32 protein-coding genes and 1 riboswitch are annotated in these 25,097 nt (G+C 42.8%); of the genes, 26 read left to right on the top strand and 6 right to left on the bottom strand.

Features of this window, described 5'->3' with window-relative positions; translation table 11 throughout:
• Positions 1-126: 126 nt before the first annotated feature.
• Both B1K52_RS03390 and B1K52_RS03385 read left to right on the top strand, forming a co-directional pair.
• The gene (locus B1K52_RS03390; RefSeq protein WP_077305348.1) at positions 127-984 is read left to right on the top strand and encodes a dimethylarginine dimethylaminohydrolase family protein; all 858 of its coding nucleotides are present in this window, start codon (positions 127-129) and stop codon (positions 982-984) included.
• Between the two features lie 81 nt (positions 985-1,065).
• On the top strand, positions 1,066-2,232 hold the full coding sequence (locus tag B1K52_RS03385; RefSeq protein WP_077305346.1) for an iron-containing alcohol dehydrogenase: 1,167 nt from the start codon (positions 1,066-1,068) through the stop codon (positions 2,230-2,232).
• A gap of 42 nt (positions 2,233-2,274) precedes the next feature.
• On the opposite strand, the gene B1K52_RS03380 is transcribed toward B1K52_RS03385, so the two are convergent.
• Positions 2,275-3,177 carry an SDR family oxidoreductase gene (locus tag B1K52_RS03380; RefSeq protein ID WP_077305344.1) on the bottom strand — a complete coding sequence of 301 codons (903 nt, stop codon included), beginning with the start codon at positions 3,175-3,177 and terminating at the stop codon, positions 2,275-2,277.
• A gap of 141 nt (positions 3,178-3,318) precedes the next feature.
• On the opposite strand from B1K52_RS03380, the gene B1K52_RS03375 reads away from it, so the two are divergent.
• The 7 genes from B1K52_RS03375 (at position 3,319) to B1K52_RS03345 (ending at position 8,816) form a co-directional block, all read left to right on the top strand.
• A complete protein-coding gene (locus B1K52_RS03375; protein WP_143588822.1) occupies positions 3,319-4,428 on the top strand; it encodes a glycerol dehydrogenase in 1,110 nt (369 codons plus the stop codon).
• Between the two features lie 121 nt (positions 4,429-4,549).
• Positions 4,550-5,335 carry a hypothetical protein gene (locus B1K52_RS03370; RefSeq protein ID WP_077305340.1) on the top strand — a complete coding sequence of 262 codons (786 nt, stop codon included), beginning with the start codon at positions 4,550-4,552 and terminating at the stop codon, positions 5,333-5,335.
• Between the two features lie 3 nt (positions 5,336-5,338).
• A complete protein-coding gene (locus tag B1K52_RS03365; protein ID WP_077305338.1) occupies positions 5,339-5,716 on the top strand; it encodes a GntR family transcriptional regulator in 378 nt (125 codons plus the stop codon).
• Entirely contained in the window at positions 5,709-6,398 is a 690-nt protein-coding gene (locus B1K52_RS03360) for an ABC transporter ATP-binding protein (RefSeq protein ID WP_077305336.1), read from the top strand. The genes B1K52_RS03365 and B1K52_RS03360 overlap by 8 nt, the downstream gene beginning before the upstream one ends.
• A gap of 43 nt (positions 6,399-6,441) precedes the next feature.
• On the top strand, positions 6,442-7,362 hold the full coding sequence (locus B1K52_RS03355; RefSeq protein WP_077305877.1) for an ABC transporter ATP-binding protein: 921 nt from the start codon (positions 6,442-6,444) through the stop codon (positions 7,360-7,362).
• Positions 7,355-8,299: an ABC transporter permease gene (locus B1K52_RS03350; protein WP_077305333.1), complete on the top strand. Its 945-nt coding sequence runs from the start codon at positions 7,355-7,357 to the stop codon at positions 8,297-8,299. The genes B1K52_RS03355 and B1K52_RS03350 overlap by 8 nt, the downstream gene beginning before the upstream one ends.
• A 100-nt stretch (positions 8,300-8,399) precedes the next feature.
• The gene (locus B1K52_RS03345; RefSeq protein ID WP_077305331.1) at positions 8,400-8,816 is read left to right on the top strand and encodes an organic hydroperoxide resistance protein; all 417 of its coding nucleotides are present in this window, start codon (positions 8,400-8,402) and stop codon (positions 8,814-8,816) included.
• Between the two features lie 52 nt (positions 8,817-8,868).
• Here the strand turns inward: B1K52_RS03345 and yidC are convergent, their stop codons facing one another.
• Both yidC and B1K52_RS03335 read right to left on the bottom strand, forming a co-directional pair.
• On the bottom strand, positions 8,869-9,651 hold the full coding sequence (yidC, locus tag B1K52_RS03340; RefSeq protein WP_077305328.1) for a membrane protein insertase YidC: 783 nt from the start codon (positions 9,649-9,651) through the stop codon (positions 8,869-8,871).
• A complete protein-coding gene (locus B1K52_RS03335; RefSeq protein ID WP_077305326.1) occupies positions 9,600-9,980 on the bottom strand; it encodes a hypothetical protein in 381 nt (126 codons plus the stop codon). The genes yidC and B1K52_RS03335 overlap by 52 nt, the downstream gene beginning before the upstream one ends.
• Positions 9,981-10,142: 162 nt before the next feature.
• On the opposite strand from B1K52_RS03335, the gene B1K52_RS03330 reads away from it, so the two are divergent.
• The 7 genes from B1K52_RS03330 (at position 10,143) to B1K52_RS03300 (ending at position 15,476) form a co-directional block, all read left to right on the top strand.
• Positions 10,143-10,649: a GNAT family N-acetyltransferase gene (locus B1K52_RS03330; RefSeq protein ID WP_077305324.1), complete on the top strand. Its 507-nt coding sequence runs from the start codon at positions 10,143-10,145 to the stop codon at positions 10,647-10,649.
• Positions 10,650-10,793: 144 nt separating this feature from the next.
• Complete coding sequence (locus B1K52_RS03325) at positions 10,794-12,161, top strand: processed acidic surface protein (RefSeq protein WP_077305322.1); 1,368 nt, start codon at positions 10,794-10,796, stop codon at positions 12,159-12,161.
• 121 nt (positions 12,162-12,282) lie between these two features.
• Positions 12,283-13,209: an ABC transporter ATP-binding protein gene (locus B1K52_RS03320; protein WP_077305320.1), complete on the top strand. Its 927-nt coding sequence runs from the start codon at positions 12,283-12,285 to the stop codon at positions 13,207-13,209.
• Positions 13,202-14,128: an ABC transporter permease gene (locus tag B1K52_RS03315; RefSeq protein WP_256855827.1), complete on the top strand. Its 927-nt coding sequence runs from the start codon at positions 13,202-13,204 to the stop codon at positions 14,126-14,128. The genes B1K52_RS03320 and B1K52_RS03315 overlap by 8 nt, the downstream gene beginning before the upstream one ends.
• Before the next feature lie 22 nt (positions 14,129-14,150).
• On the top strand, positions 14,151-14,576 hold the full coding sequence (locus tag B1K52_RS03310) for a DUF4064 domain-containing protein (RefSeq protein WP_077305316.1): 426 nt from the start codon (positions 14,151-14,153) through the stop codon (positions 14,574-14,576).
• Between the two features lie 27 nt (positions 14,577-14,603).
• Positions 14,604-15,014, top strand: coding sequence for a DUF4064 domain-containing protein (locus B1K52_RS03305; protein ID WP_077305314.1), 411 nt, complete (start codon positions 14,604-14,606; stop codon positions 15,012-15,014).
• A 24-nt stretch (positions 15,015-15,038) separates the two neighbouring features.
• Positions 15,039-15,476, top strand: a complete 438-nt coding sequence (locus tag B1K52_RS03300) for a DUF4064 domain-containing protein (protein WP_077305312.1) — start codon at positions 15,039-15,041, stop codon at positions 15,474-15,476.
• Between the two features lie 37 nt (positions 15,477-15,513).
• Here the strand turns inward: B1K52_RS03300 and crcB (B1K52_RS03295) are convergent, their stop codons facing one another.
• The gene (gene crcB, locus B1K52_RS03295; RefSeq protein WP_077305310.1) at positions 15,514-15,858 is read right to left on the bottom strand and encodes a fluoride efflux transporter CrcB; all 345 of its coding nucleotides are present in this window, start codon (positions 15,856-15,858) and stop codon (positions 15,514-15,516) included.
• Positions 15,855-16,247, bottom strand: coding sequence for a fluoride efflux transporter CrcB (gene crcB / locus B1K52_RS03290; protein WP_077305308.1), 393 nt, complete (start codon positions 16,245-16,247; stop codon positions 15,855-15,857). The genes crcB (B1K52_RS03295) and crcB (B1K52_RS03290) overlap by 4 nt, the downstream gene beginning before the upstream one ends.
• A gap of 96 nt (positions 16,248-16,343) precedes the next feature.
• On the opposite strand from crcB (B1K52_RS03290), the gene B1K52_RS03285 reads away from it, so the two are divergent.
• From B1K52_RS03285 to thiM, 10 genes are all read left to right on the top strand, one after another.
• A complete protein-coding gene (locus B1K52_RS03285) occupies positions 16,344-16,547 on the top strand; it encodes a hypothetical protein (protein WP_077305306.1) in 204 nt (67 codons plus the stop codon).
• A gap of 77 nt (positions 16,548-16,624) precedes the next feature.
• Positions 16,625-17,089: a flavodoxin gene (locus tag B1K52_RS03280; protein WP_077305875.1), complete on the top strand. Its 465-nt coding sequence runs from the start codon at positions 16,625-16,627 to the stop codon at positions 17,087-17,089.
• A 140-nt stretch (positions 17,090-17,229) separates the two neighbouring features.
• A complete protein-coding gene (locus B1K52_RS03275; RefSeq protein ID WP_077305304.1) occupies positions 17,230-17,643 on the top strand; it encodes a secondary thiamine-phosphate synthase enzyme YjbQ in 414 nt (137 codons plus the stop codon).
• Entirely contained in the window at positions 17,643-18,674 is a 1,032-nt protein-coding gene (locus B1K52_RS03270; RefSeq protein WP_077305302.1) for an EAL domain-containing protein, read from the top strand. The genes B1K52_RS03275 and B1K52_RS03270 overlap by 1 nt, the downstream gene beginning before the upstream one ends.
• Positions 18,675-18,861: 187 nt before the next feature.
• On the top strand, positions 18,862-20,574 hold the full coding sequence (locus B1K52_RS03265; RefSeq protein ID WP_077305300.1) for a methyl-accepting chemotaxis protein: 1,713 nt from the start codon (positions 18,862-18,864) through the stop codon (positions 20,572-20,574).
• A 191-nt stretch (positions 20,575-20,765) separates the two neighbouring features.
• Positions 20,766-21,011, top strand: a complete 246-nt coding sequence (locus B1K52_RS03260) for a transcriptional regulator SplA domain-containing protein (protein WP_077305298.1) — start codon at positions 20,766-20,768, stop codon at positions 21,009-21,011.
• Positions 21,004-22,032 (top strand): spore photoproduct lyase, encoded by a 1,029-nt coding sequence (splB, locus tag B1K52_RS03255; RefSeq protein WP_077305296.1) that lies wholly within the window; start codon positions 21,004-21,006, stop codon positions 22,030-22,032. Before B1K52_RS03260 ends, splB begins: the two co-directional genes overlap by 8 nt.
• Positions 22,033-22,092: 60 nt before the next feature.
• Positions 22,093-22,193, top strand: a riboswitch (TPP riboswitch).
• 120 nt (positions 22,194-22,313) lie between these two features.
• Positions 22,314-23,012: a thiaminase II gene (gene tenA / locus B1K52_RS03250; protein WP_077305294.1), complete on the top strand. Its 699-nt coding sequence runs from the start codon at positions 22,314-22,316 to the stop codon at positions 23,010-23,012.
• The gene (thiD, locus tag B1K52_RS03245; protein ID WP_077305292.1) at positions 23,005-23,841 is read left to right on the top strand and encodes a bifunctional hydroxymethylpyrimidine kinase/phosphomethylpyrimidine kinase; all 837 of its coding nucleotides are present in this window, start codon (positions 23,005-23,007) and stop codon (positions 23,839-23,841) included. Before tenA ends, thiD begins: the two co-directional genes overlap by 8 nt.
• Entirely contained in the window at positions 23,825-24,616 is a 792-nt protein-coding gene (gene thiM / locus B1K52_RS03240; protein WP_373022194.1) for a hydroxyethylthiazole kinase, read from the top strand. Before thiD ends, thiM begins: the two co-directional genes overlap by 17 nt.
• 37 nt (positions 24,617-24,653) lie before the next feature.
• Here thiM and B1K52_RS03235 read toward each other — a convergent pair whose 3' ends face one another.
• Entirely contained in the window at positions 24,654-24,977 is a 324-nt protein-coding gene (locus B1K52_RS03235; RefSeq protein WP_179106445.1) for a YckD family protein, read from the bottom strand.
• Positions 24,978-25,097 lie beyond the last annotated feature (120 nt).

Raw genomic sequence — 25,097 nt, 5'->3', positions numbered from 1 at the left:
CGCTCTCCTCCTTCACTTTCTACAGGTAGTATCCCTTTTTTGGCAGCTTATTAAACCCGAAAAAAGGGAATGGTAAAGAGTGCAGATGAGATATGTATCTAAAAGCCAACCACTGGAGGGAATTATATGACCAAGATGCAGGAAGAGAAAAAACCGCAAACAAAGTGTCAGTCAGAATTCGGACAGCTGAAGCATGTTGTTGTCTGTCCGCCAGCATATATGGAAATTAGAAAGGTTATTAACGAAACGCAAAAGCATTATTTGAACCATAACATTGACCGGGAACTAGCAATGGCGCAGCATACAGATTTTGTCACTGCACTTCGGAATCATGGGGTGGATGTTATGTCTGTACCGGCTCATGAACCGTTTAATGAACAAGTTTACACACGTGATATTGGTTTTTGTATAGGAGATACGTTATTTACGTCGAATATGGAAGATGAGATTCGTAAGGGAGAAACAAAAATATTGCGTGAGTGGCTTGAGAATCAGGAGCTTACATACAAAGACATTACCCATGGAACGATTGAAGGCGGCGATGTGGTAGTAGACGGAAAGCGTGTATGGATTGGGCTCAGCAAACGAACAGAACAGAAAGCTGTTCAGCAGGTGCAAAAACTGCTTCCGGAATATGAGATTATACCTGTAAAAATTCGTGAAGATATTCTGCACTTAGATTGCGTATTTAATCTGGTACGGGAGGACTTGGCGATACTTTATCCGGATGCTTTTGAACAGAAAGATTTGGAACGTTTCCGTCAGCTGTACAAAACCATCGAGATATCGGAGGAAGACCAGTTTTACATGGGGACGAATGTTCTTTCTTTTGCACCTGGTAAATTGTTAAGTCTGCCTTCCAACAAGCGAGTAAATGAAGCGCTGCGAAACGAAGGTATCACAGTTGTAGAAGTGAACTTCTCGGAAATCATAAAATCCGGCGGGTCATTCCGCTGCTGCTCGCTGCCGCTGGAACGAGCATAACTGGATCCTAGTTTTATGTGTGAGCGAATTGCTTTACTCTATACCGACCCTTTAGCATAATAAACCATGGAGGCGATTAGATTGGATAATTTTACGTTTTATAACCCAACGAAATTGATTTTTGGTAAAGACCAATTAGATAAACTAAAAGAAGAAATTCCTGCATATGGCAAGAAAGTATTGCTTGTTTATGGCGGCGGCAGCATTAAACGCAGCGGTCTGTACGACAATGTGTTAAAAGAATTAGCAGAAATTGATGCAGAAGTATTTGAACTAGCTGGCGTAGAGCCAAACCCGCGTGTTACAACAGCACGAAAAGGTGTTGAAATCTGTAAGAACGAAAACATCGATGTGTTATTGGCAGTCGGAGGCGGAAGTGTGATTGACTGTACAAAAGCCATTGCGGCGGGTGCTAAATATGACGGAGATGTATGGGATATTGTAACGAAGAAAGCGTCCGCTGACGACGCCCTTCCATTTGGTACTGTGCTGACACTTGCAGCAACAGGCTCCGAGATGAATTCTGGTTCCGTCATTACAAACTGGGAAACAAACGAGAAATACGGCTGGGGAAGTGCGCATACATTCCCGAAATTTTCGATACTGGATCCGCAAAACACATTTACGGTGCCGCGTGACCAAACAATTTACGGTATCGTTGACATGATGTCACACGTTTTGGAGCATTATTTCCATACAACAACCAATACAGAACTGCAGGATCGTTTCTGTGAATCCTTGTTGCGGACAGTAATGGAAACAGGTCCGAAGCTGCTTGAGGACTTGGAAAATTACGAGTACCGTGCGACAATCCTTTACAGCGGTACGATGGCATTGAACGGTGTATTAAACATGGGCTACCGTGGCGACTGGGCAACACATAACCTCGAGCATGCAGTTTCTGCTGTGCATGATATTCCGCATGGCGGCGGTTTGGCAATTTTGTTCCCGAACTGGATGAAGCATGTACTGGATGAAAAATCTGCTCCTCGCTTTAAGCAGCTTGCGGAGCGCGTCTTCGGGGTCGATTCAGCTGGTAAGTCTGATAAAGAAGCGGCGCTGGAAGGAATTGATGCATTGCGGGCGTTCTGGAATAGCATTGATGCACCAGCTACCCTTCGCGATTACGATATCTCTGATGACAGCTTAGAGCTTATGGCTGAAAAAGCTTATGCGAATGGAGAGTTCGGCGGCTACCGTACTTTGAATAAAGAAGATTCACTTGAGATTTACAAAGCATCTTATTAAGAACAGGAAAGAACCTGCGCTAGCTTAGCGCAGGTTCTTTTTTTAGGAACTTACCATTGTTCCGCCATTTACGTGGATAATCTGGCCGGTTACATAAGAAGAGTCTTCGGAAGCAAGATAAACATAGGCAGGAGCGAGCTCATACGGCTGACCGGCACGCTTCATCGGAACATCTTGCCCGAATGTAGCTACTTGATCTGCTGAAAAACTGGATGGAATAAGTGGTGTCCAAATAGGTCCTGGGGCAACGCCGTTCACTCGAATTCCTTTTGTGGCTAGATTTTGGGATAGTGCACGAGTAAAACCGACAATTGCTCCTTTGGTGCTTACATAGTCAATTAAGTCTGGTCTACCTTCATACGCAGTCACGGATGTGGTATTGACAATCGTGCTGCCATCCTTCAAATGCGGCAGCGCAGCCTTCGTTAGATAGAAGAAAGCAAAGATGTTTGTATGGAATGTGGCGTCCCATTGAGCAGTGGCGATATCGGTCAATGCATGTTGCGGAAATTGAACACCATGATTGTTCACTAAAATATCTAGCTTTCCGTACGTTTTAATCGTATGGGCAACGACGGCGCGGCAATGTTCTTCACTGCGCAAGTCGCCTACAATCAATGTGCAGCGACGACCAAGCTGCTCAATTCGTTTTTTTGTTCGTTTGGCATCTTCATTTTCATATTCGTAGTAATAAGGAATCACAACATCGGCGCCTTCTTTAGCGAAAGCTATTGCAGCAGCAGCGCCAATGCCGCTGTCTCCTCCGGTAATAATCGCTGTTCTCCCTTCTAACTTTCCTGAACCTTTATAGCTATCTGACTCAATGATTGGTCTGGGCTGCATGAGTCCTTCAATACCAGGCTGCTGGTCCTGATGCTGAGGCGGAAAATAAAAATTCGTACCGGGCTGAACCGGCCGGTATTTTTCGTTCGGCTGCTGTGTCAATGGTTGGCCTCCTCTTCATTACTACTCCATTTGAAATATATGCAAGAAAGGCTGCACTTTTGCCTCGATTTTAATGTTAGTTAAGTTGGCAAACAGGGTAGAAGATTAGGTAAGCAAATTTAAGTGATGGAGGGGTCAACGATGGAAAAAGTATTTACCAGTCCGAGTCGATATGTACAAGGTAAAGATGTATTGCTAAAAGCAGGCGAGTACGTGAAGAAGATCGGTGATAACGCGCTTGTGCTAGCGGATGACTTTGTTTGGGATTTAGCAGGTAATGCAGTTCTCGATAATTTAGAGAATGAAGGCGTGAAATCTACAAAAGTCGTATTCGGCGGTGAAGCATCTACAGAGGAGATTCAGCGCATCGCAGGCGAAGGGAAGGCAAGCAATGTTGTGATCGGTATTGGCGGCGGTAAGACGCTTGATACAGCTAAAGCAGTTGCCGATGAACTGCAGGTTGGTGTTGTTATCATGCCGACGACAGCATCCACAGATGCGCCGACAAGCGGTTTGAGTGTTATCTACTCTGAAGAAGGTACATTTGAAAGCTACAAATTCTACGATAAAAATCCAGACCTGGTATTAGTAGATACGAAAATCATTGCACAAGCCCCGCCTCGCTTCCTAGCTTCCGGTATTGCTGATGCAATGGCAACTTGGGTGGAAGCACGTGCTTCTATCGAAGGCAGAGGAACTACTATGGCAGGCGGAAAAGCAACACTAGCTGGTCAAGCAATTGCAGAAAAAGCAGAAGAAGTACTATTTGAGTACGGTCTGCTTGCATACGAATCTAACAAACGAAAAATTGTAACACCTGCTCTAGATGCAGTAATTGAAGCAAACACACTGCTCAGCGGTCTTGGCTTTGAAAGTGGCGGACTTGCAGGAGCGCATGCGATTCATAACGGATTCACAGCCCTGCATGGTGACATTCACAGCCTGACACATGGGGAGAAGGTAGCATTTGGTACTCTCGTGCAGCTTGCACTAGAAGACCGTACACTAGATGAAATCAACACGTACATTGATTTTTATCTAGCACTGGGACTTCCAGTTACACTAGAAGACATCAAGCTAAAAGATGTTTCCGACGAAGACCTGCAGAAAGTAGCCGAACAAGCAGTGCAAGAAGGCGAATCCATTCATAACATGCCTGGCGCAATCACAGCTGATCAAGTAGTTGATGCCATTAAAGCTGCTGATGCTTATTCCAAGGCTTATAAAGAAACAATCGGATTTGAAGGCTAAAATAAAGGAAAAGCTGGCACAAGTAAAATTGTTCCAGCTTTTTTTCTTTGCCTATTGACGTGTACTTCTGTACTAGTGTACTATCTAATTAATACAGAGGTACATCAGGAGGGTTTCATTTATGAAGACATGGTTGCCATTGGTAAAGAAGGAATTTCGTTTAGGTTTACCAATTTTTCTTCTGTCTCTTATCATTTTTATTATCGGCGTTGCGGTTGTAGGAGGGATTGGGTATAAGTTCGATCATATCTTGCAACCGATTGGAATCTTCGGATTGGTTTGGGGAGCTGGTCACTTTTTCTTTCTAGCGATTTATATGCTCTACAGTTTAGGAAGTGAAAAGAAAAGAATGCATTTATGGCTTCATAATCCGATGCATGCATCTGGACTGCTACTAGCCAAATTGCTTACCGGCACAGTATATTTAATCCTTTCCTTGCTAATTACAAGTCTAGCGGCTTATTTCGGAGGATTAGAAGTATTTATAGAGTTATCTGCTGCTTCGTGGTTGAAAATTGGCGTTATTTTATCCATCCATGCTATCTTATTTTCCCTTGACCTAGCAGTGTATATTACCTTGGCTTATATTCTTTTTTTACTCCTAGAACGTTATATGCCTGCCTTTCTTAGTGGAGTAGTCGTATTCTTTGGATTCTGGGTTTTTAATGGTATTTATTTTGGATGGTTCCCTCTGACAAAGTTTTACGAAGTTATAACGTCGTGGGGAATGATTGACTTGGGTAACTTTGCATCCAGCATGAATTTCGAAAACAATATCGTAAATGCAATGATCAATTTTCAACAAGATTTCAAGATATACGCTGGTATGTATCTATTTGAAGCAGTCGTCGTTACAGTCATCTTTTTCATTACATCATGGTTATTAGACAAAAAAGTAGAGGTGTAGAGAATGACCGATACATTTCAATCATCCCAGCCAATTTATCTGCAGCTGGCAGATCGGCTGAACAGGCAGATTGTCAGCGGTGAATTGAAGCCTGGTGACAAGCTGCCTTCCGTTCGGGAAATGGCGGTTTCATCAAAAGTTAATCCGAATACGGTACAGCGCACGTACCGCGAACTGGAGGCATCGGGAATCGTGGAATCACGCAGAGGACAAGGAACATTCGTAACGGAGAATGAAGAGATTCTATTTTCTACTCGTGAAAAGTTGAAAAATGATCAAATTGAGCATTTCATTCAAGTTATGCATGACATGGGTTACGAGAATGAGGAGATCCAAGCAGGATTGCGGATATATCTTGAAGGAGGCAGAAGTAATGATTGAGTTTAAAAATGTGACAAAGCGATACATGACTAAGACAGCATTACGAGATGTCTGCTTGAAGCTTGATAAAGGTAAAATCATTGGACTTGTCGGATTGAACGGAGCAGGAAAATCTACGACGATGAAGCTTATCGCTGGACTGGTTACCCCGACAAAAGGATCGATTGAAATCGACGGAAGCAAAGTGACGCGCCGCATTGCGTCGAAGGTCAGTTATCTATCAGAGCTGGATGAGTATTACTCTTTTTATACGGTGCAGCAGACAATTGATTTCTTCGCTTCGCAGTTCGCTGATTTCAACAAAGACAAAGCAGAAGAGATTCGTGCTTATATGAATTTGGATGCAAACACAAAGGTAAAGCACCTTTCCAAAGGAAACCGCGGGCGTTTAAAAATCATCTTAACTTTATCAAGAGAGGTGCCTGTCCTGCTGATGGATGAACCGCTTTCAGGTCTGGATCCGCTTGTGCGTGATTCCATCGTAAAAGGGTTAATTACATTCGTGGATACAGAGAAGCAAACTGTCTTGCTTTCCACGCATCAAATTATGGAAGTTGAGATGATCCTTGATGAAGTTCTCGCTATAAAGGATGGAGAGATTGTAGATCATCGTAATGTCGAAGATCTTCGCTACGATGAGCAGCAGGGCATTTTGGAATGGATGAGTGCGATTTATGAGTAAAGAAGCCTTCGAGCTATTAAAACAAGCAAAGGAGCGAAAAAGTATGCAAAAACAGCCAGCAGTTGAAATTAAGCAGGTTACAAAGGTCATTCGCGGTCGCAAGATTATTGATAATATCAATTTCTCCATTTATCCCGGTGAGGTGTTCGGCTTCTTAGGACCGAACGGAGCTGGTAAGACAACAACAATCCGAATGATTGTCGGGCTAATGGGCATTACAGATGGGGAGATTCTTATAAAGGGGAATAGCATTAAAACGTCTCATGGTGCAGCGATGAAACATATTGGAGCAATCGTTGAGAATCCGGAGATGTATAAGTATTTATCTGGATATCTGAATCTTGTGCATTTTGCAAGAATGAGTGACAATGTCGATAAAAAACGGATTGATGAAGTGATTGAGCTAGTTGGTTTGAAAAATAGAATTCACGACAAAGTGAAGACCTATTCACTAGGCATGCGGCAGCGTCTTGGTATTGCACAAGCCTTGCTGCACAGTCCGGATGTTCTTATTCTCGATGAACCGACAAATGGCCTTGACCCAGCGGGTATCCGCGAGATGCGTCATTATATCCGGAACCTAGCAGAAAAAGAAGGGCTAGCAGTCATTGTATCGAGCCACTTGTTAAGTGAAATGGAATTGATGTGTGACCGAATCGGTGTTCTTCAGCATGGTAAGATGCTCGGAGTGCAGCAGGTTCATGAATTGTCTAGTGAACAAACACAGATGGTCAGTTTCCAAGTAGAGCCAGTGGAACAAGCAGCTATCGTGCTTCGTGATATGGGCAGCAAGAAACCGCAAATCAAAGATGACAAAGTCATGATAGAACTAACACGTGACGAAATACCAGTAGCTGCAGCCAAGCTGACAAAGGAAGCTATTAATATTTATGGTATCCAAGCAGAAACAAAAACATTAGAAGATACATTCTTGGAATTGACTGGAGGGAAGGAAATTGTCTAAGTTTATTGGATTGGTACGAAATGAACATATGAAAACATTCCGTCGTTTGTCGACGTGGATTATGTTAGGCATTGCAGCCGTTTTATTTATTACGATTGCGGCATTTACAGCTTATTATGCGCCAGATGATAATAGTGACTGGCGTGCAGAGAACGAACAACAAATTAAGGATTATCAGCAATATGTAGAGGAAGGCACACTTGAGCAATCGGACGTAGAAGGTGATATAGCATTGCTTCAGTATCAGCTTGATCAAGATATTCAGCCAGTTCAAGATAATACATTGCCTGCCTATATGGATACCGTTATGTTCTATGGCTCAGCTTTTCTTATTATGTTTGTTGCCATTATTGCAGGAGGGATGGTATCCACTGAGTTTGGTACAGGAACGATCAAACTGCTGCTCACAAAAACACCATCACGCTTCCGTGTGTTGACTTCTAAGTATGTGAGCATGCTAGTAACGATGGTTATCTTCTTCTTATTCTTTATTGGATTTTCTTTTATAGTCGGAGGTATATTCTTTGGCTTTACAAACTTCGACGCTAAAGAAATTATCATTGAAAATGGAGAAGTGTTGAATAGTAATATGCTCGTATCCACGATAAGAGATTATGGGTTGAACTTTATCCAAGTACTGATATATGCAACCATTGCATTTGCTTTATCCACAGTGTTCCGCAACACAGCACTTGCAATTGGATTCTCTATCTTTATATCAATGTTTTTCCCAACAATCAGCATGGTTCTTTCTAGATATGACTGGTCAAAATATATTCTTTTCAACAATGTGGATTTAATTGCCTACACTCCCGGAAATACACCGCCAGTTGCGGATATGACATTGACTTTTTCGATAGTGGTCATGCTAGTCTACTTCATTATTATTACAGCTATAACTTGGTTCAGCTTCATCAAAAGAGATGTAACTGCGTGAGCACATCAGTTGCAATATGTTTAAAATAGCTGTAAAAAGGAAGTAATAACAATGTATGCAGTTTTTTTAAAACTAATAAACAAAATAGGAGTGAATTAACATGAGTGACGTATTGTTCACATCACACGCAAAAGCAACTGGCGGACGTGAAGGCCATGTAAAATCTAATGACGGTTTGATCGATCTTGATCTTGTACAGCCGGGAAGCGGGAAAGATCAGCAAGGTTCTAATCCAGAACAACTATTCGCAGCAGGATATTCTGCTTGTTTCGACGGTGCTTTCAACCACGTAGCAAGAGCTGAGCGTAAACGCGTTGAGACAGAAACTTCTGTTGATGTAAGCCTATTAAAAGATGGTGACGGTTTTAAAATTGCTGCTGCTATCACAGTTGACGTGAAAGGTGTTTCCCAGGAAGAAGCGGAAGATCTTTTAGAAAAAACACATCAGTTCTGCCCTTATTCCAAAGCAACTCGCGGCAACATCGATGTAGATTTGAAAGTAAACGTTGTACAATAAGTAAAAGCAAAAAAACCACTTCTCCAGATTGGAGAGGTGGTTTTTTCTATGCTCAATTTTTCTTTTGGAATAGTTTTTTTGCCAGCAATGTCTGACAGATGACGAATACACCGCCAACTGCCCAGTACAAAGGCAGTACAGCTGGAGAGCTGAACGAAATAAACCCAATCATCAGTGGTGAAATGATACCAATCAAACGCGTTTGCTGTCGTCTGGCTGGATCGACGCCAATCTGGGAAACGCGGTACTGAAGCCAATAGATTGCCATTGCAATGACGGTAAGACTAATATCGGCTGTACCGAGATTGAACCATAGGAAATCATGTGTTGCAATCTCTGGTGTGCTGCGAATCGCAGAATAAAAACCGAATAAAAACGGCATTTGAATCAGCAGAGGCAGACACCCCATGGCAGAGAATGGACTCATGCCGTGTTTGCGATACAATTGCATCATTTCCTGCTGTTGTTTCTGACGTGACTCGGTGTCTGTCTTGTTTTTATATTTCGCCTGTAATTCATCTAATTCAGGTTTGAAAAGTTTCATCTTTTCCTGCGTTTCATATCCTTTTTTCTGCTGCATTAGCATGAAGGGCATCAAGATAAGACGAACAGCTAATGTGATTAGGATGATGCTGATTCCATAGTCATCATTGATATAGCTGGCAATTAATTTAATCAAGTAAGAAAAGGGATCTACAAAATAGTGATTGAACCAGCCGCCATCAGATGGCGCCCCGTTTTCTCCTTGGCATCCTGCCAGCAAGATTATTAGGGTAAGGGAGCTTAAGATAATACCGTACTTTTTAAAGAAAGTGGATACAGATGTGCGTTGCAAAATTGATTTCCTCCTTGTTGTATCGAATGGTTTTTCTTTACATACAACAAGGACTCCGCTTCACTATCGTCATCTGGACCATCTTTTCGCATGGTTATGCGGATCAGCCAATGAATAATTGGCCTGCAGTGCACAATATGCTCCGGCATATGATAGGACCGATTATCTATTGGACAAACATATTGCCAATGCATCGCTTCTGAGGAGCGAAAATGGCTGGCAACACTAGTTGTAGTCTTGTGTGCCAGGATAACAGTCATCGTTAGACCGATATAGAAAACCAATGAGGTAAAATCTTCAGCGAATAAATTCCAAAAAGCGTACAGCATCTGTATACACCTCCTTTCATTCCTTCTATTTTCCTATACACGCCGGAACTTGTCAAAGTGGCGCAGGGATTCCTCTATCTTGTGGAGAAATGGCTTATAAGAAGCGTTTTCACTGCTGGAGGCAGTTTATTTCAATTAGTTTTATGACGGAGGGGGACGAACATGATAAACTGGTTAACGAGACTACAAGCTGCAGAGGTGAAGCCTATGTTTAAGATACGCGAAGCCAAGTTATCAGATTATGAGCAAATCGCTATTCTTTACAAGGAATTATATAACACACATTATGAGCATCAGCCGGAGTATTTCGTCAAGAAGGCGGAACCGCTGGATCAGCATGTGTTCGAGAGTAATATATACTTAGATAACAAGAAAGTTTTTCTCGTAGAAAAAGCGAAGGAAGTAATGGCTTTTGCTACTATACGGATTACGAGCGAAACAGTTTCGCATAAGGCCCATATTTTTATTGAAGAATTTTGTGTCCGTTCCGATATGCGCGGAAAAGGAATTGGCGGTCACTTATTTGAGAAAATCAAACGTCACGGTAAAAAGATAGGCGCTACCGAAATTGAGTTGAACGTATGGAATTTCAATAATCGAGCGGAAGATTTCTATGTGAAGATGGGGATGCAAGTCCGATCAAAACGCATGGGTATATCCTTGAAATAATTGTCGAAAAAACCCCTTTGCGAAGGGGTTTTTCAGTTTTTAGAGGAACACTTCGGATTCTGTGAAAATAAATGTAGCCAAGCTGTCATTACGAGATTATAATAATCTGGAATTAAATAAATATATTTCCAGGAGGAAACGTGCGTGACAAAGAAGCTATTGGTTGGAATAATCATGGTTTTGCTTTGCTTGCAAGCAGTGGCACCGCAGACAGCGTTTGCTGCCATTAACAAACAAGAGTTGGAAGCCTATGCGGTTGAGCTTGGAACTGATGTAAAAGGTTTGAACCGGTACTTAAAAGATTTTGAGTGGGGGACCATCGAAGAATATGAAGCTAGTTCATTGCAAGAATTACGGGAATGGTTAGGAGAGCCTGTCACAGAAGAGAACCTTCAGACTTTCTTGGATGAGTCGGGTTATAGAATGGAAGATATAACGAAAGCGCTGACAGAAATGGGTTTGGCCGATAAGGGATACACTGCGGCTGATATTCTACTATACTCTGATTTATACTGGTTATTGGGAGATCCCGCAACCTCCGAAAATCTTCAATTGTTAGCGGAAGAATTCGGATTAACGGAGAAGGAACTTGCGGATTTGTTTGCCGTAAACGGGCTCGACTTGTACAGCTATTTGAGCATGGATAACATATACGAATTGATTTACAACGAAGTCAATGGCGTGTCTCTGCATTTCCTTCTGCAGGAAACCGAACTGTCACAGGAAGAATTCAATCAGCTATTAGCTGAAAACAATAGAACACTGAATGACTTTCAAAGCTATGAAGAACTCGCTGAATTTGTATACGAAGCAACAGGTTACGGCGAATTCTCCGTGGATGATTATTGGGAAATGGCTGGTCCGTTTCTTGATTTGATCGGCATAAGTAAAGAAGAATTTTTCCGAGCATACACGTATATGGAAGGCGTAGTGGTGAATAATCCGGAAGCTTTTATCTTAGGTTTAGAGGATATTGCAACACGTGCAGAAGCGCTGGGAGACTTTGAAACATCCACGGAATTGACAGAAGCGCAAGGACAGGAACTGATTGCTATATGGGATGACCTAATGGATATCTTCCAAATGAAAGCAGCTTTTTATTTGGTTGACGGCGATACAAAAACACCCGTAACAATGGAAGAGTTACTGCGAGTGACCAATTTAGAGAATCGAGTACTATTAGTATATTTAGTCGATATACAAGGGAACCATTTGCTTAACTTTACTATCACGGGTGAACTATTCGGTTCTGACTTGGTGAAACATGTGCCGGAGATAGAAGTACCAAAGCCCGAAGTACAGGTAGAGACAGCGTACAAACATGAAGCTCCTGTCAAAGAAAAAGCGGTGGTAACACCAGTTAAGGTTGCTGCAGAAACGGTAAAACAAGAAGGGAAACGTCTGCCAGATACCGCTTCTCCAATTGGTAATGTTTTGGCTGTAGGTACTGTATTGCTGGCAGCAGGAGCAGCTCTTTATGTATGGAATCGACGTAAAAAATATAGTAATTAATACGTACAGCGCCATGAATCATATGATTCATGGTTTTTTTATAGAAAAGTGAAACAATCGGCCAAGGTGCTCCGTACATATTATGGAAAGGTGACAAAATTGTTACAGGAAGGGTGAAAAAATGGCAGAACCGGCCATGCAGCTGATTGGCTTGAAAAAGCAAATCGGTTCGAAATTAATTGTAAAAGGTCTGGACTTTGATATTCAGCCGGGTGAAGTATTTGGATTTCTAGGGCCGAACGGAGCGGGTAAGACTACAACAATCCGCATGATGGTAGGTCTGATTCGTATCTCGGAAGGAGACGTACGAATCCAGGGAAAAAGTATTAAATCAGATTTCAAAGGTGCTATCCGGCATGTAGGGGCAATTGTAGAGAATCCAGAATTATACGGATTTATGTCTGGTTACAAGAATTTGCTTGTCTTTTCTCGCATGATTCCAGGCATAACAAGAGATCGAATTGATGAAGTTGTGAAGCTTGTTGGATTGGAAAAAAGCATCAGTCAGAAAGTGAAGCGGTATTCGTTAGGAATGCGACAGCGTCTCGGTATTGCACAGGCATTATTACATAGACCATCGATATTAATACTAGATGAGCCGACAAATGGATTGGATCCATCCGGTATCCGTGAAATTCGCCATTATATTCGCAAATTAGCAGAAGAAGAGAATGTGGCAGTAATCGTTTCCAGCCACTTACTCTCGGAAATGGAATTAATGTGTGATCGTATCGGTATTTTAAAGAACGGCGAACTTATTTCTATCCAAGAAGTCCATAGTACGGACAAGGACGTGCCAGAAGAAATGGTAAAGATAGATTGTTCAGCAGCGCAGCTTGAAAATGCCAAACAGCTGCTTCAAGAAAAGTTTGGCATTGCGGCAGTTGACAATAACAATCAGCTGTTATTCCCAATCTCTCGTGATCAGATGCCGCCAATTATTAAGGCTTTAGCTGTAGCGGATATCGAGATGTATGCTGTAGCAGTTGAACGGAAGACATTAGAAGATAAATTCTTACACGTGATTGGAGAGAATGTCATTGAGTAGTAACTTTTTCCAACTGGTGCGGAATGAACAGACAAAACTGTACAGCCAGCTGGCGACATGGATTATGCTGGGTATCCTCGTTGTTGTTGTACTAGGATTTGCCTTAATAACACGGACAGCAGATAACTTTACAACAGATTACGATGAAGCAACATGGAAGCAAGAACTTCAAGACCAGAACGAATCTCTTGCTGAGATTGACCAAGCTGACACGCAGATTTTAATAAATAATTACCGCATAGAAAATGATTTGATGCCAGATGGAATGACGGCGTGGGATTTTCTATATGACAGCAACATGCTGACTAGTGTGCTGAGCTTACTTACGATTATTGTAGCTGGTGGTATCATAGCGAATGAATACCGATGGGGAACGATTAAGCTCCTGTTAATTCGGCCAGCTACAAGGACGAAAATTTTCTTTGCGAAATACACAAGTGTCTTACTTTTTGCGTTAACCGCATTAATCGTATTATTTATCTTCTCCTGGCTATTTGGAATGCTTTTGTTCGGTCTCGGGGGAGACGGCTCTGTACTACAGGTGAAGGACGGAAAAGTAGTAGAAGTGTCTGTGTGGACACGTATTGCACAGGACTATGGGTTACAGCTAGTTAAACTAGTTGTATGGGCAACATTTGCCTTTATGATTTCAGCAGCATTGCGAAATGGTGCATTAGCAATTGGTACAGCTATTTTCCTTATGTTTGCGGGCAGTTCCATTGTCTTGTTTATCTATGACAAGCCATTTGCTAAATATGTACTTTTCTCAAATCTGGATTTGACACAGTTCACAACGGGTATGAAGTTAGTTGAAGATCTAACGCTTACATTCGCGGTTGTAACAATTATTGTGTATTATCTGATCTTCCTTGTAATAGGCTGGGTATTGTTCACGAAACGTGATGTAGCAGGTAATTAATCAATAGGAGAGGGGAATTATTATGGTAAAAAGAACAGCGGAAAAAGTGTTGGTTATTATTGGAGCGGTTTTATTCTTAATCGTTGGTGGTTGGACTGCATTGGGATTAGGTGCTTCAGAAGAAACCACGACAAATCAGCTTACAAACCAGAGTGATATATCACAAGATCAAGCGGAAGCATTGTCAGGTCTTATGAACGGAGTATCTATATGGTTGATCATTGTACTCGTTATTTGTGCAATCCTTGGTTTTGTTTCTCTGGCAATGCTGAAAAATAATAAACCTGCGAAGGGTGCAGGTATTCTGCTTATCATTACGGCGGTCCTTGGGACTATTCTTTCTGTCTTTTTTGGCTTCATCAGCGGCATACTTTATTTGATTGCTGGCATCATGGCGATTGTGCGTAAGCCAGTTGAGCAATATAATGATAGAGGAGAAACATATTAAGAAGTAATTGCAGAAAGGAGGAGGAACATGCTAAGACGTACAGCGGAGAAAGTACTTGCCATCATTGGTGCGGTCGTCTTCCTTTATACTGCAATCTCGACTTGGATTCGTTTAGCAGCATATGACCCGGAAACTGCACGCCAGGAAATTCTGGATAGTGGCGTAAATCAACCAGTTGATTCTGGAGCGATTGCAGATATAGCAAATGTTTTTGGTATTGTTGTAATTGCCGTAGCCTTAATTTGTGCGATTCTCGGTATTGTTGCAGCGGTTAAGTTAAAAGCTGATCGCAAGCAAACAGGATTAGGGATTATGCTGATTATCGTATCATTAGTAGGATCAATTGCGACATTATTAGCGGGATTTATCGGCGGAATGTTGTATCTTATTGCTGGTGTGATGGTATTGGCCAGAAGACCAGCACAGCATATCGAATAGACAAAAAGAGAGAGGAGAAACAGCATGATTAAACGTACTGCAGAAAAGGTTCTGGGAATCATCGGTGTTGTTCTTAATGCATTAGGTGCTATTTTAACTGGGATATTGATTGGCGTAGCTGGAGATGACATATCGCAGGAATTATACAATGACCCTACAATCACAACGGAAGACGCGGATATTATGAGCAGCTTCTTTGGTGGTTTAGGGTGGTATTTCGTTGTTGTTAGTACAATTTCAGCTATTCTAGGTATCGTTGGTATTGTTTTATTACGTCGTAACAGCAGATCAACAGCTGCTGGCGTAGTTTTTATTGTGACAGCGGTACTGTCAGCAATCTTAACTTTGTTTGGATCGTTTGTAACGTCCATTCTTTACCTGGTTGCAGGTATCTTGGCAATCGTCCGCAAACCGATAGATCAGCACAACACGCAAGACAGCAACACAATAGACAGTTACTAAACACGAAAAGGGACACTGCCAAGCGCAGTGTCCCTTTTTAAATGGAGAAGCCGATTATTGCTAGCATTATACCGAGCACATAGCTGCCGAGCACATAACTGATAGCTGCAGCAAGCTTTCTTTTACTCCCTAACTGGACTAGCTCCAGATGGAAAGTGGAGAAAGTTGTAAAGGAGCCCAGGAATCCGACAGCGAGGAAGTTTTGCCATTCTACACCCCAATTTAATTGATACACAAGCCCCAGCAAAAAGGAACCAGCTGCATTTGTCAGCAGGGTCGGCAGAGGAAATTCTTTCTTCCATATGCGCTGTCCTTGCTTGCTGATTTCGTAGCGCGATATGGCTCCCAGCCAGCCTCCAAGGAGCACAAAGAGCATATTCATGCTGACTGCCTCCCTCGTGATGGATCTGGTGCTAGCCGCAAGCCAAGCATAAGTGCTGCTAACCCGGCCGCGGAGCTGATTACCAAGTAAATTAGTGCGACACTTATCATACTATCTCGTATGAGCAGAGCCGCTTCCAGACTGACCGTCGAGAATGTCGTGAAAGCACCGATCATACCAGTGGTGAGCCCCTTTGCCAACGCTTGTTTTTGAGCAAAGTAACGCTGCTTAACTAAGTTCGTTACATATCCCATAAGAAAGCAGCCGAGGATATTAATGATTAGTGTACTCATGGGGAAATTTGCTGTTTGCGGAATAACTATTCCGGCAAGGTAGCGCAGCAGTGCCCCAATGCTGCCGCCACACCCGATTGCAATATAGATCTTCATGAACAAACCTTCTCTTTCCGCATATACTGCTGTATCCTGTATTATACCCCAGAATCTATGTTACGCTAGTAGCATGGATTCATAAGGAAAGGTAGTATGAATATGATGAAAAACGCAGCGATTCTGAGTGAGGAATATTTCTTATCCTACTTTCGCCTGCTGCTGAACACCCGCGGCTGTACAGTCGAGGAAGCTTATCAGCTAACAGTTGATCAAATCTTTGAAGGAGATCTTAATGTCTTTGGGGAAGATACGAAGAAGAACTTCAAACTTGCTTACCAAGCTATCAAAGGAAACTGATGCTTCCTAAGCGCTCCATTTGACATTGAGAATGGTTATCAATTAAAATGAGGGCAGATGAAGGGGAGTGAATGAAGGTGGCAAGTGTTCTGATTGCATTCACCAGTATGTCAGGCAATACGGAAGAAATGGCTGACATTATGGAACAAACGTTAGAAGAGCAAGGAGCGGACGTAACGAAGCTCCAGATTGATATAGATGAGGTTGATGTATTTAAATTGACAGATTATGATGGCATCTTAATGGGCACTTACACTTGGGGCGACGGAGATATCCCATATGAAATCGAGGACTTCTATGATGAATTAGATGACATCGATCTAGAAGGCAAGCCAGTTGCCCTTTTCGGGTCTTGTGATTCCATTTATACAAGCTTTGGTGCCGCTATTGACACATTTAAAGAAAAGTTTAAGGAGCGCGGAGCGGAGATTGTGTCTGAAAGTCTCAAGGTGGATCTTTCACCGGAAGACGAGGATATACGCAACTGCCAGGAGTTCGCCGCATCGTTCGCTTCCATACTTGATAAACAGCGCAGTTTATAAGAGCAGTCTGCAAATGCGGACTGCTTTTTCTTATGGTTACACCACTGTAAAAGCAAAAAACACTTTTTTTAGTTAAAGAAGGATTTTGTAGAAGAATGTCGAATAAATTTGGGTATATAGATAGATTAGGAGGTAGAGCTATGAACATTTTCCCTTTAGAAACGAAGCATCACGATGAGATAATCGACATTACGGACTCTATTCAGCGTTATATTCAATCTATTGGCATCAAGGAGGGGATCGTGCATATCTCTTCTATGCATACCACAGCAGGTATTACTGTCAATGAGAATGCAGATCCAGATGTGAAGCGTGATTTTCTGTGCCGGCTTGATGAGGTGTACCCTTGGGAACATCCTAAGGATCGGCATATGGAGGGGAATACAGCAGCACATCTAAAAACAAGTACTGTGGGGCATGCCCAAACCGTATCCATATCAGAAGGAAAGCTTGTCCTCGGTACGTGGCAAGGCATTTATTTCTGTGAATTTGATGGACCTAGAATGCGTAAATATGCTGTACAGGTTATAGCAGCAGAAAAGAGTGAAGCATAATGGAGCAATCCTATGTGTGCGCAATGTGCGGGACGGTCCTGCATATCCCCCATGCTGGGGAATTGCTACTGAAGCTGCCTGATACAAATAAAAACTTATCAATTGGAAATCCGCACAAACAAACAGATACATATTCTATTTTTCAATACTTTACGTTACAGCAGCTGGAACAAATGCTCCTTACGCTGCGGCACCATAACATGAACGGTGCCGTATGTACAGTTGCTGAGAAAGTGACCCATCAATATCCCATGATATCTGTTGAGGAGCTGTTTCATCGTGTTCTTTATCCGCAATTTACAGAGATTATCCATCAAGAGGCGTTCCATTCTTATGTACAGCCCATTATTTCGATAGAGGATGAAAGAATATACGGTTATGAACATCTTTTGCGAATGAATAAACGGGAAGTATCCCCTGCCGCGCTGTTTACTTTTGCTTCAGAAGCAGGGCTCACTTCTATGCTGGATCAGCGTGCGAGACAGACAGCAGTAAAGAAAAGAGCAGAAGAAGGAATAGCAAAAGGGATAAAGAGCTTTATCAACTTTCTTCCGTCCACCATTTATAACCCCGACTTCTGTTTGAGACAAACTTTCCAAACCGTTGAAAGATATCATATAGATCCGCGTGATCTTGTTTTTGAAGTAGTTGAGACAGAGAAACTTGATGACGTCGCACGCTTAAAACGTATTTTTAAACGATACAAGCAAGAAGGAATGAAAGTCGCACTTGATGATGTCGGAGCCGGCTATTCGACACTGGAATTGTTCAAAGAATTGGAGCCCGATGTAGTAAAGATAGATCGAGCGTATATTTCTTATTGTGATCAAAATGCAGACAAGCAAGCATTTCTGCATCAGGTCATTACCGTTGCCAAAGCGTTAGGGACAAAGGTGCTGGCAGAAGGGATTGAAAGGGTAGAGGAATTTCTTTTTTGTAAGCAGATTGGTATTGATTTAGCGCAAGGCTATTATATTGGGAAACCAGGACCAAAAACAGTAGCTGAAAGCGGCTTGTTTCCTAGTCGATAATACATAATTCAAATCCAGCCTATTACCAAGGATTACGATTATCTTGGTGATAGGTTATTTTCATGCATGGAAATCTTTGCATTTTCTTAAAAAAGCTTTATTTTTCACCAACCAGGCCGATATATGGATAGTCATTATATGGTCCGTAGCGGCTGTATAGTAGCTATTCTCAAAGGGGATACGGAAAATGAAAGTTCTTAGAAATGTAAAAATCAAGATGAAACTGCTTATCTTGATTCTAATCGGTGCAGTGGCTTTAGGGATTGTAGGTGCAGTTGGCTTGCTTTCCACACGGGATATGGCACAAGAAACAGAAGAAATGTATAAAGACAAGATGCTGCCGAATTTGTCAGTAGGCAAGATAAGTGAGTACAACAGGGCGAATGATGCTTATATGTTAGAACTCATGCTTGCATCAGATAAAACTAGAAGTGATGAACTGAATAATAAGCTTACAACATCCATCCTCAACGCAGACGAAGAAATGGACAAGTTGGAGAATAGTGATTTATCAACAAAAGGCAGAGAACTGTTTGAAACGTACAAACAGCAGCGCAGTGATTTGAATAGTGTCAGAAACCGGGTGCTGCGGCTGGCGTTAGAGAATAAAAACGAAGAAGCCTATGAACTGTACGTTTCTGAACAGATTCCTCATCGGAGAAGTGTGAATGAGGCATTACAACAGCTGCAAGAACAAAATATAAAAAATGCCAAGCAAACATATGAGCAGGCTAAGCAAGATGTACAACTAGCTACCATTATTCTAGGCGCAACAATTGCAGTTGCTTTGCTGCTATTAATAGCAGCAGGGATTTTCATTGCACGGCTCATCGTTTCACCTGTAAATGAATTGCGGAATTTATTAGGGAAAGCTGCTGAAGGTAATTTCACTTCTAATGGTACGTATGAATCCAAGGATGAAATAGGAGAGCTAACAGCGTCATATAATACGATGGCAGATGGGATGCGTTCCATTATTCGCGTGGTTCATGACACATCGCAGCAAGTAGCTGCCTCTTCGGAAGAATTAAGCGCGAGTGCAGAGCAAAGCAGTACGTCGTCCGAGCATGTTGCCAAGACGATGCAGGAGCTAGCAGAAGGTTCAGGCCAGCAGCTGGAACTGCTAACGGTAACTGGTGCAACGATGAGTGATATGAAACAGCATACGAATAAAATAGTCATGAATTCGCAAAATGTGGAAACTGCAGTAGAAAAAACATCCGAGCTGTCAGTCGAGGGCGGCCGTGCAATAAAAGATGTAAATCAGCAAATGCATACGATTACATCTCATGTACAAAATCTATCAGAATCGATTGAGAGCTTGAATAAGCGCTCTAAGGAGATTAGCGATATTACAGGAGTGATTACAGACATTTCCGCACAAACTAATCTGCTGGCACTGAATGCTACGATTGAGGCGGCTCGTGCTGGAGAGCACGGAAAAGGATTTGCGGTAGTCGCCGATGAAGTGCGGAAACTTGCAGAAGAGACGAACGGAGCAGCGGCTCAGATTGCTTCGCTTGTAAGCTATATCCAGCAGGATACGACAAAAACAATTGGCCTCATGCAGCATGCTGCCGATGAAGTGACAGCGGGTACACGCGTTGTTGATCAAGCTGGTCGTTCCTTTACGCAAATTGAGACAGCAGTAGCTAGTCTAGTGGAAGATTTCCAAGAAGTGGGCGCAGCATTGAAAGGGTTAATAGGTGGTTCTGAAACTGTCGATCGTTCACTTGCTGAAGTGAATGGGGTAGCACAAGAAGGTGCAGCATCGACAGAAAGTGTGTCAGCAGCAACAGAAGAGCAGCTGGCAGCCATGCAGGAGATTGCCGCTTCCTCCAGCTCGCTTGCATTCTTGGCGGAAGAATTGCAAACTTCTATCGCTCGTTTTCGTATATAAATTAATTGGTTAGCAAGTAGTAACTAATAAAAGATAGGATTAGCAATAAAAAAACAGCTATCAAACTTTTCACCTTCGAACCCTCCTCTATGAAGTAGACGAATACTTCTTGGAAAAGGGTTCATTTTTTTACATGTTTTGCAGCCAATGTGTACAAACTAGTTGCAGTATGTACAAAGGAGGCAATTGGAATGGATACTTTTCAAGCAGGTGAGGTTGTATATGTGATCATTCGCAATCCCCATGCACAGGGAGTTGCCAATATACAGGAAGCAGCGGTTGTTCATAACCCAGAGAAACCTGGTGAACTGGCTTTGTTTGTTTATGAAACGTACTATCCGCTAACTGATGAAGTGGCGGTCTATCAAGATCTTGGTGAAGCGGAAGAAGCGTACGTGTCTGCTTTCGGTTTGTCCGAAGGTGGTTATTATGGTTAAGCCATTTGTACCGCAGCTTGTTTATATTGAACCGAGAGCGTTGGAATATCCGCTAGGTGTGCAGCTGCGAGACAAGTTCAAAGATATGGGAGTGGAAATTCGTGAAACGACTTCCCATAATCAGGTTCGTAACCTGCCCGGGGATAATGACTTCCAAAAATATCGTACAGCAAAATCAACATTAGTCGTTGGTGTGCGGAAAACATTGAAATTCGATACATCCAAACCATCGGCAGAGTATGCAATTCCATTTGCGACAGGCTGTATGGGACATTGTCATTATTGTTATCTGCAGACTACGATGGGATCTAAACCGTATATTCGCACGTATGTAAACACAGATGAGATATTTGATGCCGCTGAGCAGTATATGAAGGAAAGAGCGCCGGAGGAAACACGTTTTGAAGCTTCTTGTACCTCAGATATCGTTGGTATTGATCATCTGACGCATACACTCAAGCATGCAATCGAATACTTTGGCCGCTCGGAGCATGGCCAGCTGCGCTTTGTAACAAAATTTGCGCACGTCGATCACTTGCTTGATGCAGATCACAAAGGCCGAACAAGATTCCGTTTCAGTATTAATGACGATTATGTTATCAAGTACTTTGAACCAGGTACTTCCCGCTTGAAGGATCGAATAGAGGCAGCTGTAAAGGTAGCCGAAGCTGGATATCCGTTAGGTTTTATTGTAGCGCCAATTTATCTGCATGAAGGCTGGCAGCAAGGATATCCGGAGATGCTGGAGCATCTCGAAGCAGCTCTTCCTGCTCATGCCAAAAAGAACCTGACCTTTGAATTGATTCAGCATCGTTTTACGAAGCCGGCGAAACGTGTTATTCAGAAGAACTATCCGATGTCGAAGCTTGAGCTGGATGAAAATAAGCGGAAGTACAAGTGGGGCCGTTATGGTATTGGAAAGTATGTGTATCAAAATGAAGAGCAAGAAGAAATCAAAGACGTGATAGGCAGTAATATTTATAAAATGTTTCCGCAGTCACGAATTGAGTATTTTACCTGATAGATCCGTTGACAATCTCATCCATGCGTGTGATAGTAAAGGAGACAACTGAATTTCGAGGAAGTCCACTAGGGGTGCCGTTAGGCTGAGATAAGAGTAATCTTAATCCCTTTGAACCTGATCTGGTTAAAACCAGCGTAGGGAAGTGGAGCCGGATTCGTGTATCTTACATACTATTACAATGTAAACGAGTCGCTCCATACTTCTGGAGCGGCTTTTTTGTATAGTTCCGGCGCCAATCACCCGAAACAGGACTTTCTCCAATTAAGGAGGAGAAATATATGTTTACTGCACAGTTGAGAGAAGAAGCAAACCCGATTTTCGAAGCGATTTATCAGCATCCTTTTGTTAAAGGGGTGGCGAATGGACAGGTGCCGCGTGAGGCGTTAATTCATTACGTGAAAGCGGATTATGAGTACTTGACTGCATTTGCAAGAATCTATGGCTTGGCAGTCAGCAAATGTGAGACAAGAGAAGAAATGGCGTTCTTTCAATCTCAAATTCACTTTGTCTTGCACAGTGAGATTCATCCGCACAATGTCTTTTGTAAAGTGGCAGGCGTGCAATATGAGGACTTGCAGAAGATGACACCGCCTCCTGCAGCCGATCACTATATTTCGCATATGATGAACAGCGCTGTACAAGGAGATATGGGAGAATTGATGGCTGCGCTTTTACCTTGTCCATGGACGTATCAGGCACTGGCAGCTCATATTATTGAAACAAAGGCGCCAGATCAATCTAATCCATTTTTAGAGTGGATCATGTTTTATGCAAATAAAGAAGATGGAATGCCAGATGTGACAGCCGAACTTTGCAAACGATTGGATAAATGGGCTGAAATGGCCGGTTCGGCTGCCAAGGAACGCGCGCGGAAAGCATTCTTGAAGAGCTGTATGTTGGAGCATAGTTTTTGGGAAATGGCCACTACGGAACAAGACTGGATGGTACCGCTCAAGAAAGGAGCCATTCATGTCTAAAGTGAAAAGTGCATTAACGATAGCTGGAACGGATCCATCAGGCGGTGCGGGGATACAGGCAGATTTAAAAACATTTCAAGAGCGAGAGGTATACGGCATGAGTGTCGTTACCTCCCTCGTTGCGCAAAATACGACAGGTGTGCAGGCAGTTCACCATATTCCTGTACCATTTATTGAACAACAGCTAGAATCGGTTTTTTCCGACATTGAACCAAATGCAGTAAAGACCGGGATGATTACCTCTGAAGAAATGATGCGTGTCATAGCTAGCGTGCTGGAAAGATCAGCAACAGCTTATGTGATGGATCCAGTTATGTATGCCAAAAGCGGGCATGCACTAATGGGAGAGCAATCAAGAGATGCATTGAAGACATATCTTGTTCCTCTGGCATCTCTCATTACCCCGAACGTGCCGGAAGCGGAAGAATTAACTGGTATGACGATAGAGGATGAAGCTGGCATGAAGCAAGCAGCCAAAAGGATTGTTCAAGCGTTTGGAGCAAAAGCTGTTCTTCTAAAAGGCGGCCATATGGAAGGGCATGAAGCAGCGGATTGGCTGTATGATGGCGAAAGCTTCACTTCTTATAAAGCGGAGCGCATTCCAACAAAGCATACGCACGGAACAGGCTGTACATATTCAGCAGCAATTACGGCGGAGCTAGCAAAAGGAAAATCTTTGCAGGAAGCCGTGCAAGTCGGAAAAGACTATGTGACAGCAGCTATCAAATATTCGCTGCAGCTTGGAAACGGAAACGGCCCGACGAACCATTGGGGTTACCGGCTGCAAAGCGTACCAGTACAGGAGAAACTGCATAATGGCATATACTGATGTAATAAAACAAGTCCGTGAAATAAATCCATTAATTCACTGTATTACAAATAATGTTGTAATCAACTTTACGGCGAATGGTTTGATAGCACTCGGTGCATCGCCGGTGATGGCATCAGCCAAGGAAGAAGCTGCCCAAATGGTACAGCATGCACAGGCGCTTTTACTAAATATCGGCACACTTGCCGCAGCAGATGCAGAAGCAATGATTCTTGCTGGCAAAGAGGCGAACAGACTTAACATCCCCGTTATATTTGATCCTGTCGGCGTTGGAGCAACAGCTTACAGGACCGAAACAGCCCGCCGTATCTTGGCAGAAGTAGATGTCACAGTTATTCGAGGGAATGCAGGCGAAATCGCTGTCCTGGGCGGAACATCTGCCCAAGTGAAAGGGGTAGATGGAAACAGGGAAGGTATCTCCTATGATCTAGTGCGGCGAATTGCTGACGAGTTGCAAGCAGTTGTAATTGCAACAGGCGAAGTAGATATTCTTTCTGACGGAGAGCGGACGTTCAGCATAGCAAATGGTCATCACATGTTAACGAAAATCACGGGTTCTGGCTGTTTGCTGGGCGCAGTGGTGGCAGCATGTGCAGGCGCGGCGGAAAATGTAGTAGAAGCATGCATCGGGGCGCTTGCTTTCTATGGGATTGCGTCTGAAAGAGCAGCCGAACAAGCAACAGCTCCCGGAAGTTTCCAAGTTGCCTTTTTAGATCAGCTGTATTTGCTGCAGGATGAAGCGGGTATTCTAGAACAGGTGAAACAGCTGGCATAAAAATAATCAGCAGGAATTTCCTGCTGATTAGAGTGCATTACTTGTTCGGTTGGAGAGGACGCCCATGCGGATGAGGCTTTGGAACGAAGCCATCCTTTTCAAGCTGTGCAAAGCGGTCATCCAGATGCTTTATGATTTGGTCGGCTTTCTTTTCGGAGAAAACGCCAAATTCCACGTACTTTTGGATGATCTCTTTTTCCTGTTCTAAAGCTTCCTTCTGTAATGAAGCTATTTCCTGTTTCTGCTCAGCTGTCAGCACATCCGCCACAGCTTTGTCAGCAGCAAAAGATGCAGCGGGATTGCATACAATCAAGCCGCAGCATAGTGCGATAACAACTGCCCCAGCTTTTATCCATTTCAACTTTATCATCTCCTTATAAAATAAAAAGCTTGCATTTACTTTGTGCAGTTTGGGTTGTAGTATCCGTATTTCACACTTTTTCCTAATTTGGGAGGTCCGATGCAAGGAGCCGTAGAAGAA

This window comes from Terribacillus halophilus, assembly GCF_900162685.1.
Lineage (GTDB): Bacteria > Bacillota > Bacilli > Bacillales > Amphibacillaceae > Terribacillus > Terribacillus halophilus_A.
This window is presented reverse-complemented; position numbering and strand designations above follow the sequence as displayed.